Raw genomic sequence first — 19,373 nt, forward strand, 5'->3', positions numbered from 1 at the left:
CGGCGATTGCCCGAATCGTTCCACAGGCATAATGGTCGCTCATGCGTCGCCTGCTCATCCCGGGTGCGACCGCGATCGCGCTGTTCGCATCCTTCGCCGCGTCGGCCCAGACGCGCCCGCCCCTGCCGGCCCTGGTGCTGGCGCAGATGCGCGCGCTCGACGCCCGTTGCGTCGCGGCGGGAGGACGCCCCGGCTCCGCCCGCTACGTGTTCGCACAGGATTTCACCGGCGACGGGCTGCTCGACTATCTGGTGTCGGAGGGCGACTATGCCTGTACCGGGCGGCCGGCGTTGTTCCGCAACGAAGGCCAGGCGACGATCGAGCTGCTGGTGACCGATCGCGCCAACGTCGCCCGTCGTCACTATGCGGAGCGGGTGCTCGCCTATCGCATAGTCGCGGGCACGCCGGTGAAGCTTCAGGTGGCGCGCAGCGGCGCGGCCTGCGGTGCCGGCGCCGCCCCAGGCGCGCGCTGCGCGACGCAACTCGCGTGGAACGGATCGGGGTTCGGCGACGCCACCCAGGCCGCCGAGGCACCTCCGCCCGCCACGCCCGCCGCAGCGGGCGAGGCAGCGTTCCTCGCCCGTTGCCGCGCCGATCTCGTCCGGCGCGATGCGAGCGCGGCGCGCTGGGCGGACCAGGAATGCCGCACGCGCTGGGGCCATGTCGTCGCCGCCGGCCCGGCCGCCGCGCGCCTGCTTGCCGCGATCCCCGCCCCGTCCGCCGCCCGGCCCTCGCTGGCGGCGCTCCGCCAGCAGATGAGCGGCGTCACCTGGGCACCCCATTCCTCGGCGCTGGCCACCGGCCGGCTCGGCAGCCTCGAGGTGACGATCGCCGGCCGCGCCCAGCCCGAAAAGATCGGCGTCAACTGGGCGAAGCAGGCCGCCGAGATCCCGTATGACATCCCCCAGGCGATGCGCGAGCGCGGCGCGACCGTGACCGAGACGGCGTGCGAGAAGACCGGCGTGGGCGCTGGCACGCGCAGCTATGCCGGCGTGACCCCGGCGGGTGGCCGCTTCACCCTGACGCTCGAACAGCAGACCGCGCCGCTCGGCAGCATGATGAGCTATTACGATGCCTGGGTCACCCTCGACGGCCGCCATCCGGCGCGCGGATCGACGTCCGGCTGCGACTTCTGACCGGTCCGGCACGGATTGGGGGCCGGTGTCGCGCCGCCGCTTGTGTCGCAGCGGTGCGCGACGCAGAAGCGCACCGATGCTGACGTCCGTCGCCGAAGCCCGGCACCGCCTTCTCGCGCTCGCGGTCCCGCTCACGCCGCAGGTGCTGCCGCTCGCCGCCGCCGCGGGCCGCTATGCCGCGGCCGACATAGTGGCACTGCGGACCCAGCCCGATACGGACCTGTCGGCGATGGACGGCTATGCGATCCGCCACGCCGACCTGCCGGGTCCCTTGCGTCTGATCGGCGAAAGCGCGGCGGGGCGCCCCTTCGCCGGCGAGCTCGCGCCGGGCGAGGCCGTGCGAATCTTCACCGGCGCCGCGATGCCGGCGGGCGCGGATTGCGTGCTGGTGCAGGAGGAAGCCGAGCGCACCACGGCGCACGCCGGTGGCGACCGCGTCACCGTCACCGGCGACGGCCCCGCCCATCCCGGCCGCAACGTCCGCCGAAGGGCGCTCGATTTCGCAGTGGGCGATGTGCTGGTGAATGCGGGTGATCTCCTCACCCCCGCGCGCCTCGCGGTCGCGGCGATCGGGGGCCACGCCACCGTGCCGGTTCGCGCCCGCGTCCGCGTCGCCATCGCCGCCACCGGCGACGAACTGCGCCCGGCCGGCGCTGCGATCGGCCCCGGCGAGCTTCCCGAATCGAACGGCGTGATGATCGCCGCGCAGCTCGCCGGCCTGCCGGTCGACCTGGTCGACATGGGCATCCTGCCCGACCGGCGCGACACGCTGGCGGCGGCGTTTCGCGCCGTCGACGCCGATGTGATCGTCACGACCGGCGGCGCGTCGGTGGGTGACCATGACCTCGTCCGGCCCGCCCTGGAGGATGCCGGCGCGGTGATCGATTTCTGGCGGATCGCGCTGCGTCCGGGCAAGCCGATGATGGCCGGCCGGCTGGGCGGGGCGACGGTCGTCTGCCTGCCGGGCAATCCGGTGTCGGCGTTCGTCACCACCGAGATCTTCGTCAAACCGCTCGTCCGCCACCTCGCGGGCGCGGGCGCTCCGTTCCCGCCGACGCTCCGCGTGCCGCTCGGCGAGCCGCTGCCGGCCAACGATCACCGCGAGGACTATCTGCGCGCCGAGTTGCGCGACGGCCGGGCCTTCGTCGCCGCGATCCAGGACAGCTCGATGCTGCGCACCCTCGCACGCGCGACGTGCCTTGTGCTTCGCAGACCCCATGCGCACGCCGCTGCTGCGGGCGACATGGCGGAGATCGTTCCGCTGGGTTGACAGGCCGGAGAACAAACCATAGACGTTCGTTGTCTGTTCCAAGGACGGAGGGTCCGATGCTCACCAGGAAGCAGCATGAGCTGATCTGCTTCATCGCCGATCGTCTCAGCGAAACCGGCGTGTCGCCGTCGTTCGAGGAGATGAAGGACGCACTCGAGCTGAAGTCGAAGTCGGGGGTGCACCGCCTGATCTCCGCTCTAGAGGAGCGTGGCTTCCTGCGGCGCCTGCCCAACCGCGCCCGCGCGCTCGAAGTGGTCAAGATGCCCGAGCGGCCCGAGGCGAAGAAGAAGGCCGCGGCGACCGCGCCGGTCTCGACCACGGGTGCCAAGGCGCCGCCCGCGCCCGCCAACGACGTAATCGAAATTCCGCTCCACGGCCGCATCGCCGCCGGTGTTCCGATCGAGGCGCTGGAGGGTGCGACGATGCTTCCCGTTCCAGCCGCGCTGCTCGGCTCGGGCGAGCATTATGCGCTCGAGGTGTCTGGCGATTCGATGGTCGAAAAGGGTATCCTCGACGGCGACTATGCGCTCATCCGCCGCACCGAAACGGCGCGCGACGGCGACATCGTGGTCGCGCTGATCGACGATAGCGAGGCGACGCTCAAGACCTTCTACCGCGAAGGCGCGATGGTGCGTCTCGATCCGGCCAATCGTTCCTACGACCCGCAACGCTATGATTCGCGCCAGATTCGGGTGCAGGGCAAGCTCGCCGGACTGCTGCGGCGCTACTGATAGCTCCCCGTCGCCAACATATCTCGGCAATCGCCAAGCGCTGGGCTCTGGGAGGCGGCACCTGACCGCGCTATCGTCCGCGGCGGAGAGCAGCCTGGGATGGCGTGAATGTTCAGTATCGAAGTCGATCGCTTCACGGCGATGATCTGCAATTCCGGCTGGGGTTTCTGGACACCGGACACCGCACGCGACTTCCTCGCCGCGGAACGTGACGCGATCGAAGATCTCGGCCTCGCCCTTGGCGAACTTCTGATATTGTTCGATGCCTCGCGCTTTTCAGTCCAGGATCAGGAAGTCATCCGGATTCTGCGCCATCCCGCCAATCCTCTTTACAACGCGCGGCGCGGGGCTTTCGTAACGCCGCCGGGCCTGGGAAAGCTGCAGATCAGGCGCGGCAACCCGCAAGGCAATATCGGCGTCTTCGAAACAAACACGGAAGCCCGCGACTTTCTCCTCGCGGTATAGACGGTCGCCTCCGGTACGGGGGCGATCGCCTCACGGGTTCGCTGCGTCATCGCACGCCCTGCCGCCTGGCCTCGGCCTCGAACCCGGCCTTCGCCCGCGCCACCTGTCGTGGCAATTCGCCCGCGTCGATGAACGCATCGCGCCGCCCCGCGACCTGCGCCGCACGCTTGCCTTTCAGGTCAAAAAATTCGGGGTGGAAGTTCAGGAACACGTCGGCCCCCATCGCGCCCACCCGCGCCAGCGTGCGGCGGAAATCGGCCGCCGCCTGCGGATAGCCGGGGTCGCCCGCCAACTTCTGGCCCGCCACCGTCAGGCTGGTCGCAAAGATCACGCGGCGTCCGTCGGCCACCGTCGTCCACGTCGTCGCGCCCTTCGTATGCCCCGGCGTCATATGTGCGGTCAGCGCGATCGGCCCCAGCCGCAGCACATCGCCGTCACGGATCACCCGGTCGACCTTCACCGGCGGGAAACCGTCCAGCTCGGGCCGGTTTCGCGTCCGCCCGGCTTCCAGATCGCCCCGGTCGCCGGCGCTGGCGACCAGTTTCGCGCCCGTCAGCCGCTTGAGTTCAGCCAGCCCGCCCGAATGGTCGAAATGGGCGTGGTTGATGAGGATGTATTTCACATCCTTCAGTTCGAAGCCCAGCGTGCGGATATTGGCGGCGATCAACGGCGCGCTTTCCGGCAGTCCGCCGTCGATCAGCACATGCCCCGCCGGCCCGGTGACGAGGAACGCCGACAGCCCGTCCGTCCCGACATAATGGACGTTGCCGATGACGGTGAACGGCTGTGCCGGCCGGTTCCATGCGATCCGCTGCTGCGCATCCTGCGCCGCGGCCGGCACGGGGAGCAGCAGCAGGGCGGCGGCGAAAAGCGATCGGATCATCGTGGAAAGGCTCGCGGTGGCTGGACGGTGCGGGGCTTCACCCAGGGGTGGTCGCCAGCATCGTCGGCGACGCGGCGTACCCTAGCCGGGGCGAACGTCACCGTCACCCCGCCCGATCGCCGCAGGTAATCACGGTCGAGCTTCAGCCACGTCGGGGTGCAGCCGCGCGGCAGCCAGCGTTCGCTGACGACGATGTCCGCGCGCCGGCACGCCGCGATCAACGGGCCGGCGTCGAGGTGATAGCTGCTGCGCGTCGCCAGCACCCGCCACGTCCGCCCGCCGCGCCGCACCGTCGCCAGGCACAGGTCGGCGTTGCACTGCGCGCCCATGTCGTCGAGCACCGGCAGGTCGCCGTCCTCGCCGCCACCCTCTGCCAGCATGTCGCGCACATAATCGCCCGCCCGCTCACGCAACAGCGCCAGTGCGCCGCCGTCGGTGCGCAGCGCCAGGTGGCGGCCATCGCCTGTCACGATCAGGTCCGGCGCCGGAGTGGCCAGCGCCCACGCCGCGCCCGCCGCGAACGGCGCCACGCCCGCCCAGCGCACGCGGGTGCGCCACAGCAGGAACCAGAGCCCGCCCCCCACCATCAGCCCGAACGCCGCGCGCGGCATCGCCGGCAGCATCGCGACCGATCCCGGCGCGCTGGCGGTCGCATGCGCGATCCACAGCAGCAGGTCGAGCGACCGCGCGCACAGCCACCACACGGGCGCCCCCGCGCCCGCCAGGTCGAGCAACAGCGCCACCGCCTCCAGCGGCATCACCACAAAGGTCGTCAGCGGGATCGCGACGATGTTGGCGAGCGCGCCGTACAAACCGGCCTTGTGGAAATGGAACAGCCCGATCGGCATCAGCACCAGCTCGACCGCCAATCCCGTCAGCAGCAGCGCCAGCACACCCCGCCCGAACCGCCAGCCCCACCCCTCGTCGCGCGGCGCGAACCAGCCGCGCACCCGGCCGCCCTCGTGCAGCGCGACGATCGCGGTGACGGCGGCAAACGAAAGCTGGAAGCTCGCCCCCACGATCGCCTCGGGCCACAGCAGCAGCACGACGAGCGCCCCGGTCGCGACCAGCCGCAGCGTGATCGCCTCGCGACCCAGCACCAGCGCCGCCAGCACCAGCAGCGCGGCGATGCACGATCGCACCGTCGGCACCTCGCTGCCGGTCAGCAACGTATACGCCACCGCCACAACCGCCGCGACGCCGGCTGCGATCACCGGCAACCGCAGGTTGAGCGCCATCCACGGGCTGAGCGCCAGCAGCCGCAACACCACCAGCATCGTCGCGCCGACCACCGCGGTGATGTGCAGCCCGCTGACGGACAGCAGGTGCGCCAGCCCCGACCGGCGCATCGCCTCGGCGTCCGCTTCGGGGATGCCGCCCTGGTCTCCGGTCGCCAGGCTCGCCGCCACCGCGCCGCCCGCGCCTTCGACCCGCGCCTGGATGTGCCGCGAAAGCCGCGCGCGCAGGTCGCGCCCCGCCGCCTCGCCGCCGCCGACCATCTCGACCGGCGCGAAGCCGCGGCCCGTCGCGCCGATCCCGCCGAACCACGCGATCCGCGCATAATCATAGGCGCCGGGCACCGATGCACCCGGCGGCGGCATCAACCGCGCACGCAGCCTGATCGTCGCGCCGCGCGTCAGTCCGGCGGGCACGTCGCGCTCCGCCAGGTTGACCCGCACGCGCGGCGGCAGACCGTTCGCGGCGACCGGCGCCAGCCGCAGCCGGACGATCTGCCGTGCCGGCAACGGCTCGATCCGCTCCACCTTCGCGGTGAACGCCACCACCGCCGGCCGCGCCAGCACCGGCGCGCTCGCCGCGTCGGCCCGCCACCAGATCAGTGCGCAGCCGAGCACCATCATCGCGCCACCGGTCGTCAGCACGCGCCCGGTCCGGCCGCCCAGCGGCAGCACCAGCCCCGCCACGGCCAGCCCGCCGCTCGCCAGCATCCATCCGATCCACGCAGCCCGGTCGGGCAACACGAACCACGCCGCGATCCCCACCCCCAGCGCGACGGGCAGCCAAAGGACGAGCTGGTCCCGCTCCGCCTCCAGCCATGGCTCGAGTGAAGGGACACGCCACGGGCCCGGCGTTTGAAGCCACCGGGCGAGAGTGCTAGGGCGCGCGGCGGCTGGATTGGCCATCACGTCCGAACCTTGGGAGCATCGTCGCTTGGGCGCAACATCCTCTTCCGGCGGCCTACCCGGCCGCCCCGTGGTCACCCGCTTCGCGCCGTCGCCGACCGGCTATCTCCACATCGGCAACGCCCGCACCGGCATGTTCTCGTGGCTCTACGCGCGCCATCATGGCGGCAAGGCGCTGCTGCGCATCGAGGATACCGACAAGGCGCGATCGACGAAGGAAGCGATCGACGTGATCTTCGACGGCCTGTCGTGGCTCGGCCTCGACTGGGACGAGGAGCCGGTATTCCAGTCGACCCGCGTCGCGCGCCATGCCGAGGTGGTCGAGAAACTGCTCGCCCGCGGCAATGCGTACCGCTGCTACATGACGCAGGAAGACCTCGCCGCCGCCCGCGCCGCCGCCGAAGCCGAGCGCCGGCCGTTCCGCCTGAATTCGCCGTGGCGCGACGCCGATCCGGCCACCGCGCCCGAAGGCCAGCCCTTCGTCGTCCGCATCAAGGCGGAGCGCGATGGCGAGACCGCGATCGACGATCTGGTGCAGGGCCGCGTCACCGTCGCCAATGCCGAACTCGACGACATGGTGCTGCTGCGTTCGGACGGCACGCCGACCTACATGCTCGCGGTGGTCGTCGACGATCACGATATGGGCGTCACCCACGTCATTCGCGGCGACGATCACCTCAACAACGCCTTCCGCCAGCTCTCGATCATCCGTGCGATGGGCTGGCCGGAACCGGTCTACGCCCATATCCCGCTGATCCACGGCGGCGACGGCGGCAAGCTGTCGAAGCGCCACGGCGCGCTGGGCGTCGATGCCTACCGCGACGAACTCGGCATCCTGCCGGAGGCATTGTTCAACTATCTGCTCCGCCTCGGCTGGGGCCACGGCGACGACGAGATCATCTCGCGCGAACAGGCCATCGACTGGTTCGACCTCGACGGTGTCGGAAAATCACCAGCACGGTTCGATGCCAAGAAGCTGGAGAACCTGAACGGTCATTACATCCGTTCCGCCGACGACGCCCGTCTCGGCGATCTCGTCGCCCCGCGACTCGGCTTTGAGCTTTCGGTCGAGCGGCGTGATCTTCTGCGCCGCAGCATGGCCTCGCTCAAGCCGCGCGCGGCCAACATCCTCGAACTCGCCGACGGCGCGGCCTTCTTGTTTCGCACTCGCCCACTGGAATTGGACGAGGCTGCAAAGGCTCTGCTAGAGGGCGACGCACGGGCGCTCCTGACGAAGCTGCACGCCGCGCTTGACGCGGTCGAAAGCTGGGATACGGAGGCGCTCGAAACGGCGGTCCGCGAGGTCGCCGAGGCAGCAGGAGTGAAGCTCGGCGCGGTGGCCCAGCCGCTGCGCGCCGCGCTCGTCGGCCGCAAGACCTCGCCCGGCATCTTCGACGTGCTCGACCTGCTCGGGCGCGAAGAGAGCCTGGGCCGGATCGCAGACCAGATGGCCTGAGCCGCCCGGCTCGCGTGCGGCCGCAACGACGAAGGGGACACGACATGACCGACACCAGCCTCAAGATCGGCGACGGCGACTATCCCGTCCTGTCGGGCACCGTCGGCCCTGACGTGGTCGACATCCGCAAGCTATACGCGAAGACGGGGATGTTCACCTACGATCCCGGCTTCACCAGCACGGCGTCATGCGAATCGTCCCTGACCTATATCGACGGCGATCAGGGCGTGCTGCTCCACCGCGGCTACCCGATCGGCGAACTCGCCGAACATTCGTCGTTCATGGAAGTCAGCTACCTGCTGCTCAACGGCGAACTGCCCAACAGGCAGGAACTCGACAAGTTCACCTACACGATCAGCCGCCACACCATGCTGCACGAACAGCTGGCGACCTTTTACCGCGGCTTCCGTCGCGACGCGCACCCGATGGCAATCATGTGCGGCGTGGTGGGTGCGCTCAGCGCCTTCTATCACGACTCGACCGACATCACCGATCCGCACCAGCGGATGATCGCGTCGCACCGTCTGATCGCCAAAATGCCGACGATCGCGGCGATGGCGTACAAGTACAGCGTCGGACAGCCATTCGTCTATCCGAAGAACGACCTCTCCTACACCGGCAACTTCCTGCGCATGACGTTCGGCGTCCCGGCCGAGGAATATGAGGTGAACCCGGCGGTCGAACGCGCGATGGACCGAATCTTCATCCTCCACGCCGATCACGAACAGAACGCCTCGACGTCGACCGTCCGCCTGGCCGGATCGTCGGGCGCGAACCCGTTCGCCTGCATCGCGGCGGGCATCGCCTGCCTGTGGGGGCCCGCGCACGGCGGCGCCAACGAAGCCGCGCTCAACATGCTCCGCGAGATCGGCACGCCAGACAAGATCCCGGAATATGTCGCGCGCGCGAAGGACAAGAACGATCCGTTCCGCCTGATGGGCTTCGGCCACCGCGTGTACAAGAACTACGATCCCCGCGCGACGGTGATGCAGAAGACAGTGCGCGAGGTGTTCGACGCGCTGAAGGTCGATGATCCCCTGTTCGAGACCGCGCTGCGGCTCGAGGAAATCGCGCTCAAGGACGATTATTTCGTCGAGAAGAAGCTGTTCCCCAACGTCGATTTCTATTCGGGCGTCATCCTGTCGGCGATTGGTTTCCCGACGACGATGTTCACCGTGCTGTTCGCGCTCGCCCGCACCGTCGGCTGGGTCGCGCAGTGGAACGAGATGATCTCCGATCCCGAACAGAAGATCGGTCGTCCGCGTCAGCTCTACACCGGCCCGACCGAGCGCTCCTATTTGCCGATCGGCCAGCGCTGACATGACGCTGCGCGGTATCCTCCTCGTCGTCGGGCTGCTGATGACGGCGATGGGGATGCTGTGGATCGGCCAGGCGCTCGGCTATGCGCGCTGGCCCGAATCGAGCCTGATGATCGACCAGCCCGCATGGGCGACGCGCGGCTCGATCACCGCGGTCGCCGGGCTGGTGCTAGTCCTGGTGGCGCGCCGGGTCCGTCGCTAGCGCCAGCGTGAAGCGCGCGCCCTCGCCGGGGGTGCTCTCCACCGTGATATCGCCGCCCATCGCCCGCGCCAGGCGGCGCGAGATGTAGAGGCCGAGGCCGCTGCCGCCCGGCTCGGCGGGATCGACGCGGCCGAACTTGTCGAAGATCATCGCCTGGTCGGCCGCCGCTATGCCCTTGCCGTGATCGGTGACGGTCACCATCACCGTGTCGGCGCCGTGCCCGGTCTGCACGCCCACAGTCGCGCCGGGCGGCGAATAGCGTACGGCGTTGCCAATCAGGTTGACCAGAATCTGCAGCACCCGGCGATACTCGCCGGTCGCCGCCAGCATCTCGTCCGGGCCCGGACGCTCGATCCGCACATCGCCCTCGTTCGCGCGGACCGACAGCAGCCCCGCCGCGCGGCGCGCAAGTTCGGCCACATCGACCGTCTCGGTCGCGATCACGAAGTCGGGCCGCTCGATCGCCTCCAGGTCGACCAGATCGTCGATCATCCCCAGCAGGTGCCGTCCCGCGCTGGCAATGTCGGCGGCATAGCCGACGTAGTTGTCGGACAGCGGGCCTTCCACCTGTGCGCCCATGCTGCCGGCGTTGGCGATGATCCGTTCCAGCGGGCCGCGCAGCGACCGTTCGATCCGCTCGCCGAAACCGGCGGCGAAGATCGGCGGGGCAAGCGGCGGCGGATCGGACGCCTCCACGTCGAGCATCCGCACCGCCCCGGTGAAGCCCGCGAACCGCCCTCGCGCATCGACGCGCGGATCGGCGATCAGCCGCGCCCGCCGCCCGGTGCCGCGCAATTCGGCGTCCTGCCGGTCGAACCGCATCTGCGCCGCGACGGCGCCCAGGATCGGGAAGCCGCCTTCTCCATCCTCGGCCAGCGCGAACAGCCGGACGATCGGCTGGCCCAGCATCGCGGCCGCGTCGAAGCCCCAGCGGGTGCCGGCATAGGGGCTGATGTGCGTGAAGCGCAGCGCCGCGTCGCTTTCCCACAGCCAGTCGGCCTCGCTCGCCAGGAAATCGCGCGCCTCGCCCGCACCGCGCCACGGCGTCCGCGCCCGCCAGCCGCCGGCCAGGATCGTCACGCCGCCGTCGTCGGGCTCGGCGCGGATATCGAGTTCCAGGTCGTCCTCGCCGTCCGCCACCACGATCTCGCGCGCGATGGCGATGCCCAGCCGCCGCGCGAGCCGCACCACGCCGGCGATCGCCGGGATCGGCACCTCCTGCCCCGCGCCTCCGCCGGCGCGGGCGATCAGGTCGCGCAGGCGCGGATCGGCATCGACCAGCCGGTCGTGCAGGTCGGTGCGCGCGGTCACGGGATGAAGCAGATGGTCGAGCGCGGTCACCGAAGCGGCCCCGCCGCGCCGAGCGCCACCACCGCGGCGCGATAGCCGGGGTGCAGGCGCAGCGGCTCGACCGCGATCCGCGCCGTCTCCGCATCGACCGCCATCGCCACGTCGAGCGTGTCGGCAAAGCCATCGGCATCGCAGCGCGGGTCGGCCTCGCTCAACTGGTATCCGATCCGCGCCATCACGTCGCGCGGCACGTCGAGCGCGCGCAGCACCAGCCACAGCCGGTCGCGCGCCGCATCGGTCAGCAATTCGCGTGCGAGATCAAAGGACGTGCCCAGCGCGTGCGCGACGAACGCCGCAATCATCACCAGCCGCCGGTCGCGCAGCATCTCGTCGAGCAGCGCGGGCAGTTCCTGTTCCTCGGCCTCGATCGCGGCGGCCAGCCGCATCGCCACCGATTCGAGCCGATCGCCCTCGTCATGCGCGGCCAGGTTGCGCAGCGCAGCCTCCGTGATCGCGCGATCGATCGCCGCGATTTGGTCGGGCGCGACCGCCGCCGCGCGCTCGCGCAGCGCCGCCGCGACCCACCACAGCAATCGCGCATGCAATCCCGCGGGCAGGCCAGTGCCAACCAGCGCCCCGCTCTCCGCCACGCCGCGCCGCTGGCTCTCGCCGATCATCACCCCCGCCGCCGCACTCGCGACGACGCGGTCAGAGCTTTGCGCCAGCCGCGCCAGCACGCTCGGGATTTCGCCCTCGGTCGCCTCGCCCGGCATCGCCGCAGCCAGCAGTTCCAGCCGCACCCGCGCCAGGCACTCGCCGACGAAATCGGCATCGTGCAACAGGCCCGCGCTTGCCAGCCGCTCGACCAGCGGCGCACCACCCGCCAGAGCGCCCGCCGGCACCCCGGCCCCGCGCGCCGCCAGCATCCGCCCGGCGCGCTCGACCAATTCCCCCTCGATCCCGCCCGCCATCGCCGCGATCGTCGCGCCCAGCGCCGCGCGGGTGCGATTGTCGAGCCGTTCGGCCTCGGGCAGGAACATGTCGTCGATCGCGGTCGCCAGCGCGACACGCGCGCGAAGCGCAGCCGCGTCGGCCCGCGCGAGCAGCGCGCGCGCCTCCGCGTCCAGCGATCCGGGCATTGCGGAACGATCCGACATGGCCTCGCCCTAGCGCAAGCGTCGTTAAAACGTCCCTAAGCCTTTTCGCGGCTCGCTTCGATCGCCGCGGCCAGCGACGCCAGCGCATAGAGCGCGACGAGCGCCAGCCCCGCCGTCATCTGCCCCGCGATCGCGAAGGGCAGCAGGACCAGCGGGCCCGCCGCCGGGGTCGACCACCAGCGCCGCTTCGCCGTCGGCACCCGTTCGAGCAGCGCCGCCAGCGCGATCGTCACGACCGCCAGCACCGCGCCCGACCAGTCTCCACCGGTATGCGTCGCCACCGCGCCGGTCAGCAGCGTGACGAGTCCCGCGACACCCCACACCACCCGTTCCTGCGTGCGCGCCAGCCCGTCCTCGCCCCGCAGCCAGCTGAGCATCGATCCGGTCGAAAGCGCCGCGATGCCCAGCAGCGACGCCGCCAGCCCCGCCGCCGGCTGCATCACCGCGAACAGCGCCACCGCGCCCGCCGCCGCCACCGCGCCGGTCATCGTCACCGCCCAGGCCGGCACCCCGCGCGATACCAGATGCGGCAGGCTCCAGCCGGTGATCGGCGTGAACAGGAAGCGGTCGGTCCACGCCGTCCGCCGGTCGCCCAGCGCGGCCAGCACCGATTTCGACCGCCGCAGCAGCGCCGCCGAATTGCGCTCCACCCCGTGCCGCGTGCGGCCGGTCGCAGGCGGCAGCAGCAGCTGGATCGCCCCCGCGCCCGCCGTCTGACGCAACAGCGCGGACTGGAAATCATAGTCCGCGGGCATGTCCGCCACTTCGCGCAGACGCGCGGCCGGCACCCGCGCCAGCCCCGCCCAGCTATGCGAATTGTCGACCCGCTCGATCCCGCCGCCGGGCTCGCCGTCACGCGCGACCAGCAGCGCCTCATGGCTTTCCGACGCGATCCATTCGATGACCGCGTCGGTCGTCACCAGCGCGTCGGCGATCACGATCACCTCGGCCAGCGGATGGACCTTGGCCGCCGCCTCCTCGGCCGATCGCACCACATCGACGGTAACGCCGCGCCCCGCGATCCGGCTGACTGCGCCTAGCAACGCCGGCGTCACCCGCGCCACCGCCACCAGCAGGTGGCTCGCGCCGACCGCCACCAGCAACCGCGCCTGATATTCGATCAACGTCGCGCCCCCGAACGGCAGCGTCGCCGCCAGCGCATCGCCGCGATCCTCGGCGTCCTCGGTCGCGAAGATCAGCCCGGCGAGCATCAGTAGATCAGGTGCGGCGCACGCACCTCGCGCCACGCCGCCTCGTCGGCCTGCGCCCGCGCGTCGAGATCGCCCGGCTCCGCGGCCGCGTCATCGACCCATTCGCGCAGGGCAGGCCCGCCGTTGATGACGTCGATCGCGAGCTTGCCGAACTCATATTCATACGGGAAATCGCGCCACAGCGGGTAATCGCCATGCACCGTCCGCACCGCCTTGAACGCCAGCGCCTGAAGCCGCCACGGACGGAAGGCGAAATGGTCGTAGAACGGCCCCTCGGCATGGATGTGCAGCCCGCCGCACAGCTGGTGGACATGCTTGTGGAAGGTCGGCTCGAAACTGATCTCGCGCAGCGCGCATCCCGCCAGCCAGTCGGACGCCGACCGCCGCATCTCCGCCAGAACCGCCCGCGCGTCGATATCGGGCGCGCCGAACAGTTCCAGCGGCCGGGTCGTGCCCCGCCCTTCGCTGAGAGTCGTTCCCTCCAGCATCACCGTGCCGGCATAGGCCCGCGCCATGTTGAGGTTGGCGGCGTTCGGGCTCGGATTGATCCACACCCGATCCGCCGGCCAGCCGAAGCCCGGCGCGGCATCGGGCTCATACCCCTCCATCGCCACCACGCGATACGCGACGTCCAGCTTGAAATGGTCGACGAACCAGTGGCCCAGTTCGCCCAGCGTCATCCCGTGCCGCATCGGCATCGGCCCCGCGCCAACGAAGCTCTCCCAGCCCGGCAACAGCGTCAGCCCCTCGACCGGGCGGCCGGCGGGATTGGGCCGGTCGAGCACCCAGACTTCCTTGCCATGCTCCGCCGCCGCTTCCAGCATGTAGAGCAGGGTGGTGATAAAGGTGTAGATGCGACACCCCAGATCCTGCAGGTCAATCAGTACCACGTCGAAGGTATGCATCGACTGACCCGTAGGGCGACGCACCTCGCCATAGAGCGAGAAGACGGGGACGCCGTGCACCGGGTCGTCGAAATCCGGCGACTCCACCATATTGTCCTGCTTGTCGCCGCGTAGGCCGTGCTGCGGCCCGAACGCCGCCGTCACGTTGACGCCCGCCGCCGCCAGCGCGTCGAGGCTGTGGGTCAGGTCCGCCGTCACCGATGCCGGATGCGCCAGCAACGCCACCCGCCGCCCCTTCAGGCGGCCGAGCAGGTCGGGATCGGACAGCAGCGCATCAATGCCGAATTTCATGAGGTTCCGAGTGCCGGGAGTTCGAGCGCAAAGCAATCGGGATGATGGAAATCAGGCTTTCCGGGCGGGTGCTTGAGCGCCCAATAGGATTTGGTGCCGTCGGTTTCCTCGATCACCGCGGACAGGGCGAGTTTCATGCCGGCCTCGATGATTCCTGGGCCGAGCAAGACATCAAGCTCATAGCTGGCCGGATAGATGCCGGCGCGATCGTCGAGCCGGCAATCGACTATATGCGGGTCACGGTCGAGATCGAGAGGCAGCATCCCCCTTCGCCAGTCGCTGAACGCATAGGCCGCCCAGGCGCCAGCCGGCGCAAAATTGAACTCGCGATAACCCGCCGCGCCCTTTTCCTTCGCAAACAACTCGAAGCATGTGGTCGTCCACAGATCATCGGCTCGCCCTGGCGCATGGTCGGGAAGCGTCAGGGTTCTGGCCGGCTTCACCCGATAGACAAGCATCACATCATGCGAACAATGCCATATCTCCACCTGCACCGCCGAAACCACGGTCGCGGGCGTGTCGGGATGACACCGGAGATCACGGACCATCCTGTCCCGTTCGTGCTGAGCCTGTCGAAGCACCGTCCTTCTCCTCGCCAATCGGGTAGAAGAAAGGACAGCCCTTCGACAAGCTCAGGGCGAACGAAGAAACGGAAATGCGCAGGCGAAACCCCTTCCAATGTTGGATTTCAGATGCTTGGCTGATCCGATGCTGGCCGGGCGAAAGGGGCAAAAGTGACAAAGGCTGACGAATTGACCGCGTTCGCGTCACCTTTGCCGCCAACCGCAGCACCGCGCCCCGGTGACGCGCGCGGCTTTTGGCGATAAGCGCCCCTGCGTCATGACCGATCAGACTTTCCAGTCCAGCCTGCTGCGCACCCTGTCGGAACGCGGCTACATCCACCAGACGACAGACGCGGCGGCGCTCGATGCGCTCGCGACGAAGGCGGTGGTGCCGGGCTATATCGGCTTCGATCCGACCGCGCCGTCGCTCCACGTCGGCAGCCTCGTCCAGATCATGCTGCTGCGCCGGCTCCAGCAGGCCGGCCACAAGCCGATCGTGCTGATGGGCGGCGGCACGGGCAAGATCGGCGACCCGTCGTTCAAGGAGGAATCGCGCCAGATGCTCACGGTCGAGCGGCTGGCGGAAAACGTCGCCTCGATCCGCCGCATCTTCGAACGCTTCCTGACGTTCGGCGACGGGCCGAGCGACGCGGTTATGCTCGACAATGCCGAATGGCTCGACGCGCTCGAATATATCCCGTTCCTGCGCGAGGTCGGCCAGCATTTCAGCGTCAATCGCATGCTCAGCTTCGATTCGGTCAAGCTGCGGCTCGACCGCGAACAATCGCTGTCGTTCCTCGAATTCAACTACATGATCCTCCAGGCGTACGACTTCCGCGAACTGGCGAACCGCCATGGTTGCCGCCTCCAGATGGGCGGCAGCGACCAGTGGGGGAATATCGTCAACGGGATCGAGCTCACACGGCGGATGGACGGGCGAGAGGTGTTCGGCGTCACCACCCCGCTCATCACCACGGCCGACGGCGGCAAGATGGGCAAGACGATGGCCGGCGCCGTCTGGCTGCACGAGGATCAGTTGCCGCATTTCGATTACTGGCAGTTCTGGCGCAACACCGACGACCGCGACGTCGGCCGTTTCCTGCGCCTGTTCACCGATATGCCGCTCGATGAGATCACGCGGCTGGAGCAGCTTGAAGGCGCCGAGATCAACGAGGCGAAGAAGCTGCTGGCGACGGAAGCGACGGCGATGTGCCGCGGCCGCGCCGCCGCCGAGGAGGCCGCCGAGACCGCGCGGCGGACCTTCGAGGAAGGCTCCAGCGGTGCCGCGCTGCCGACAATCACCGTCGCCGGCGGGTCGATCGCGATCGTCGATGCGCTGATCGGCCTGGGATTCGCAAAATCGAAAGGCGAGGCGCGGCGCCTGATCGCCGGCGGCGGCGCGCGGGTGGACGGCGAGAAGGTGAGCGACGAGGCGCTGGTGGTGCCGGTAACGGGAGAGATCCGCGTTTCCGCCGGCAAGAAGCATCACGGCATCGTCCGCCCAGCCTGACGTGGCATAGGGCGCGTTAAGCACCTTTACTGCCAGCAAAATTTACGTCTCGCTGACAGAACGGGGGGATGGCGTACGGAAATCTGGCGTATCGCGACGAACGCGATGTGACCCGCGAGGAGGTGCACCACCGCACCCGCCTGACGCTCGCCGACGGCCGCAGCCTGGCCGTCGTGGTGGTCAACATCTCGCCGCACGGCTTCATGGCCCGCTGCGAGGCGGTGCTGGCGGAGGGCGACGCGGTCCGCATCGCCCTGCCCGGCGTCGGGGCAACACCGGCCCGTGTCCGCTGGTCGCTCGGCGGGCGGATCGGCTGTCAGTTCGACCGCATGGTCGGCCTGGCACCCTATTACGAACTGCTCGCCGCGCTGCTGCGCTGAGGCTTGCAAAGTTGGAATTCGCCTGCTGGATGACCGTCAGGCTCTTTCACACCGCGGTCACCCGGATCGCAGCAATCCCGCCGCCGCGTCGCGCTCGAACAGATAGAGCGCGGTGCGCGCCGCCTGTCCGCGTTCGCCGCTGAGCCCGCCGTCGCGGTCGACCAGCAGCCGCGCGTCGGCATTGGCCTGCGGCAGCAGCTCGCCAATCATCTCGGGTGTCGCCAGCCGAAAACCCTGCTCGCCCGACTGGCGCGTGCCCAGCAGTTCCCCGGCGCCGCGCAGCCGCAGATCCTCCTCCGCGATGCGGAAACCGTCGTTGGTCTCGCGCATCAGCGCCAGCCTCGCGCGCGCCGTCTCGCTCAGATGGCTGCCGCGCAGCAGCAGGCACACCGATCGCCCCCCGCCGCGCCCCACCCGCCCGCGCAGCTGGTGCAGCTGGGCCAGCCCGAACCGGTCGGCATGCTCGATGACGATCAGCGTGGCGTTGAGCACGTCGACGCCCACCTCGATCACCGTCGTCGCCACCAGCACGCCCGCCCGTCCGCTGGCGAAACGCGCCATCTCGGCGTCCTTGTCCGGCCCCTTCATCCGCCCGTGGACCAGCGCGACGCGGTCACCGAATCGCCCCCGCAGCGCCTCCGCCCGCGCCTCGGCGGCGGCGAGGTCCGATTTCTCGCTCTCCTCGACCAGCGGGCACACCCAATAGGCCTGCCCGCCCCCCGACAGATGCCGGGCCAGCCCGTCAACTACCTCGTCCAGCCGGTCCTCGGCGATCACCCGCGTCTCGATCGGCTCCCGCCCCGGCGGCATCTCGTCCAGCCGGCTGACGTCCATCTCGCCGTAGTTGGCCAGCGTCAGCGTGCGCGGGATCGGCGTCGCGGTCATCACCAGCAGGTGCGGCGGCCGTTCCGCCTTGGCCTGCAGCATCATCCGTTGGGCGACGCCGAAGCGGTGCTGCTCGTCGACCACCGCCAGCCCAAGGTCGCGGTACGCCACCCCCTGCTGAAAGATCGCATGGGTGCCGATCAGGATGTCGATCTCCCCCGACGCCAGCCCCATCAGCGTCGATTCGCGGACCCGCCCCTTGTCCCGCCCGGTCAGGATGGCGACCGTCGCGATCCCCGCCAGTTGGCGGGACAGTGTCTCGAAATGCTGCCTCGCGAGGATTTCGGTCGGCGCCAGCAGCGCGCCCTGCGCCCCGGCCTCCACCGCGATGAGCAGCGCGTTGAGCGCGACCAGCGTCTTGCCCGATCCGACGTCGCCCTGCAGCAACCGCAGCATCGGCCGGCTCTGCGCCATGTCGCCCTCGATCTCGGCGATGGTCCGCGCCTGCGCTCCGGTCGGCGCATAGGGCAGGTTCAGACGCCCGCGCAGCCGCCCATCGCCGGCCAGCGCCCGTCCCCGCTTGGCCCGCGCCTCGCCCCGCACCAGCAGCAGCGCGAGCTGATTGGCGAACACCTCGTCATACGCCAGCCGCGCCCGCGCCCCGGCGTCGGACGGATCGGCGTGGATACCGGCCAGCGCCGCCCGCCAGTCCGGCCAGCCGGCCTTCGCCTTGACGCTCGGCTCGATCCATTCGGGCAGGTCGGGCGCCCGCTCGACCGCCTGCGCCACCAGCGCCGCCAGCCGCTTCGACGTCACCCCTTCGGACAACGGATAGATCGCCTCCCGCCCGCTCCCCTCCGGCGCCTCGTCGAGCGGCACGGCATAGTCGGGATGGACGATCTGCAATTCCTGCCCATATTGCTCCAGCCTGCCCGACACGCGGCGCGGCTCGTTCAGCGGCAGCAGCTTCTTCACCCAGCCCGACGATCCGCCGAAGTAAGTGAGGCTGACGTGATTGCCTCGCGCATCGACCGCCTGCACCCGCGCCGGGCTGCGCGGCCCGCCGCTCATCCGGTACTGCACCGGCGTCAACGTGATCGCGATCACGCGCCCGGCATCGGCCGCGTCGAGTTCATCGCGCGGCAGGCGATCGACGAAGCCGGTCGGCAAATGGAACGCGACGTCCACGACCCGCGCCAGCCCAAGCCGGTCCAGCGGCTTCGCCAGTCCGGGCCCGACACCCTTCAGCGCGGTGACTTCGGCGAACAGCGGGTTGAGGATGGCGGGGCGCATGGCTATCTCCCCCGCTAGCCCAAGCCGACGGCGTTCGAAAGCGCCGCCGGCCGATCGTGCGTGGAGACGAGCTCTTGGATCGCCAGACGAGACTGAAACGCCTGCGCTTCCGCAGCTGGCACCGCGGCACCAAGGAAGCGGACCTGATGGTCGGCGGCTTCTTCGATGCGCATGCGGCCGGCTGGTCCGATACGCAGATCGACTGGTTCGAGGCGTTCCTGGAGGAACAGGATGTCGATATCATGGCCTGGGCGATGGGCGCCGCCGAGGTGCCCGCGCGCTGGCGGGGACCGATGATGACGGACCTCAAGACGCTGACCTACGTTCCGATTAGCCGATAGCCCC

Annotated in this window: 18 protein-coding genes; 10 read left to right on the forward strand and 8 right to left on the reverse strand. The window is 69.9% G+C overall.

All coding sequences use genetic code 11. The features are described from left to right. Positions 1-41 precede the first annotated feature (41 nt). The 4 genes from VYI76_RS09595 (at position 42) to VYI76_RS09610 (ending at position 3,602) form a co-directional block, all read left to right on the forward strand. Positions 42-1,136, forward strand: coding sequence for a hypothetical protein (locus VYI76_RS09595; RefSeq protein WP_326524529.1), 1,095 nt, complete (start codon positions 42-44; stop codon positions 1,134-1,136). Between the two features lie 76 nt (positions 1,137-1,212). Then, the gene (locus VYI76_RS09600) at positions 1,213-2,406 is read left to right on the forward strand and encodes a molybdopterin molybdotransferase MoeA (protein WP_326524530.1); all 1,194 of its coding nucleotides are present in this window, start codon (positions 1,213-1,215) and stop codon (positions 2,404-2,406) included. 56 nt (positions 2,407-2,462) lie between these two features. Then, the gene (gene lexA, locus VYI76_RS09605) at positions 2,463-3,137 is read left to right on the forward strand and encodes a transcriptional repressor LexA (protein WP_326524531.1); all 675 of its coding nucleotides are present in this window, start codon (positions 2,463-2,465) and stop codon (positions 3,135-3,137) included. A gap of 108 nt (positions 3,138-3,245) precedes the next feature. Continuing rightward, a complete protein-coding gene (locus VYI76_RS09610; protein WP_326524532.1) occupies positions 3,246-3,602 on the forward strand; it encodes a hypothetical protein in 357 nt (118 codons plus the stop codon). A 46-nt stretch (positions 3,603-3,648) separates the two neighbouring features. Here the strand turns inward: VYI76_RS09610 and bla are convergent, their stop codons facing one another. Next, complete coding sequence (bla, locus tag VYI76_RS09615; RefSeq protein WP_326524533.1) at positions 3,649-4,485, reverse strand: subclass B3 metallo-beta-lactamase; 837 nt, start codon at positions 4,483-4,485, stop codon at positions 3,649-3,651. Next, positions 4,482-6,626: a ComEC/Rec2 family competence protein gene (locus VYI76_RS09620; protein ID WP_326524534.1), complete on the reverse strand. Its 2,145-nt coding sequence runs from the start codon at positions 6,624-6,626 to the stop codon at positions 4,482-4,484. The genes bla and VYI76_RS09620 overlap by 4 nt, the downstream gene beginning before the upstream one ends. A 70-nt stretch (positions 6,627-6,696) precedes the next feature. On the opposite strand from VYI76_RS09620, the gene gltX reads away from it, so the two are divergent. The 3 genes from gltX to VYI76_RS09635 are packed head-to-tail and all read left to right on the forward strand — an operon-like array spanning position 6,697 to position 9,603. Beyond that, positions 6,697-8,082 (forward strand): glutamate--tRNA ligase, encoded by a 1,386-nt coding sequence (gene gltX, locus VYI76_RS09625; protein ID WP_326524535.1) that lies wholly within the window; start codon positions 6,697-6,699, stop codon positions 8,080-8,082. Positions 8,083-8,126: 44 nt separating this feature from the next. Further along, on the forward strand, positions 8,127-9,401 hold the full coding sequence (locus VYI76_RS09630) for a citrate synthase (RefSeq protein ID WP_326524536.1): 1,275 nt from the start codon (positions 8,127-8,129) through the stop codon (positions 9,399-9,401). Between the two features lies 1 nt (position 9,402). After that, a complete protein-coding gene (locus VYI76_RS09635) occupies positions 9,403-9,603 on the forward strand; it encodes a hypothetical protein (RefSeq protein ID WP_326524537.1) in 201 nt (66 codons plus the stop codon). Here the strand turns inward: VYI76_RS09635 and VYI76_RS09640 are convergent. The 5 genes from VYI76_RS09640 to VYI76_RS09660 are packed head-to-tail and all read right to left on the reverse strand — an operon-like array spanning position 9,571 to position 14,963. Further along, complete coding sequence (locus VYI76_RS09640) at positions 9,571-10,944, reverse strand: sensor histidine kinase (RefSeq protein ID WP_326524538.1); 1,374 nt, start codon at positions 10,942-10,944, stop codon at positions 9,571-9,573. The genes VYI76_RS09635 and VYI76_RS09640 overlap by 33 nt on opposite strands. Further along, entirely contained in the window at positions 10,941-12,050 is a 1,110-nt protein-coding gene (locus VYI76_RS09645; protein WP_326524539.1) for a hypothetical protein, read from the reverse strand. The genes VYI76_RS09640 and VYI76_RS09645 overlap by 4 nt, the downstream gene beginning before the upstream one ends. Positions 12,051-12,085: 35 nt before the next feature. Next, entirely contained in the window at positions 12,086-13,261 is a 1,176-nt protein-coding gene (locus VYI76_RS09650) for a hypothetical protein (RefSeq protein ID WP_326524540.1), read from the reverse strand. Beyond that, complete coding sequence (locus VYI76_RS09655) at positions 13,261-14,457, reverse strand: exo-beta-N-acetylmuramidase NamZ family protein (protein WP_326524541.1); 1,197 nt, start codon at positions 14,455-14,457, stop codon at positions 13,261-13,263. The genes VYI76_RS09650 and VYI76_RS09655 overlap by 1 nt, the downstream gene beginning before the upstream one ends. Beyond that, positions 14,454-14,963: a hypothetical protein gene (locus tag VYI76_RS09660; protein ID WP_326524542.1), complete on the reverse strand. Its 510-nt coding sequence runs from the start codon at positions 14,961-14,963 to the stop codon at positions 14,454-14,456. Before VYI76_RS09660 ends, VYI76_RS09655 begins: the two co-directional genes overlap by 4 nt. A 334-nt stretch (positions 14,964-15,297) precedes the next feature. Between VYI76_RS09660 and tyrS the strand changes: the two genes are divergently transcribed. Continuing rightward, on the forward strand, positions 15,298-16,530 hold the full coding sequence (gene tyrS, locus VYI76_RS09665; RefSeq protein WP_326524543.1) for a tyrosine--tRNA ligase: 1,233 nt from the start codon (positions 15,298-15,300) through the stop codon (positions 16,528-16,530). Positions 16,531-16,598: 68 nt separating this feature from the next. Further along, a complete protein-coding gene (locus VYI76_RS09670; RefSeq protein WP_326524544.1) occupies positions 16,599-16,910 on the forward strand; it encodes a PilZ domain-containing protein in 312 nt (103 codons plus the stop codon). A 57-nt stretch (positions 16,911-16,967) separates the two neighbouring features. Here the strand turns inward: VYI76_RS09670 and recG are convergent, their stop codons facing one another. Continuing rightward, positions 16,968-19,028 carry an ATP-dependent DNA helicase RecG gene (gene recG, locus VYI76_RS09675; protein ID WP_326524545.1) on the reverse strand — a complete coding sequence of 687 codons (2,061 nt, stop codon included), beginning with the start codon at positions 19,026-19,028 and terminating at the stop codon, positions 16,968-16,970. A 74-nt stretch (positions 19,029-19,102) separates the two neighbouring features. On the opposite strand from recG, the gene VYI76_RS09680 reads away from it, so the two are divergent. Continuing rightward, on the forward strand, positions 19,103-19,369 hold the full coding sequence (locus VYI76_RS09680) for an FAD assembly factor SdhE (RefSeq protein ID WP_326525083.1): 267 nt from the start codon (positions 19,103-19,105) through the stop codon (positions 19,367-19,369). Positions 19,370-19,373 lie beyond the last annotated feature (4 nt).

It is taken from the genome of Sphingomonas sp. (assembly GCF_035910975.1).
In the GTDB taxonomy this organism is placed as follows: Bacteria; Pseudomonadota; Alphaproteobacteria; order Sphingomonadales; family Sphingomonadaceae; genus Sphingomonas.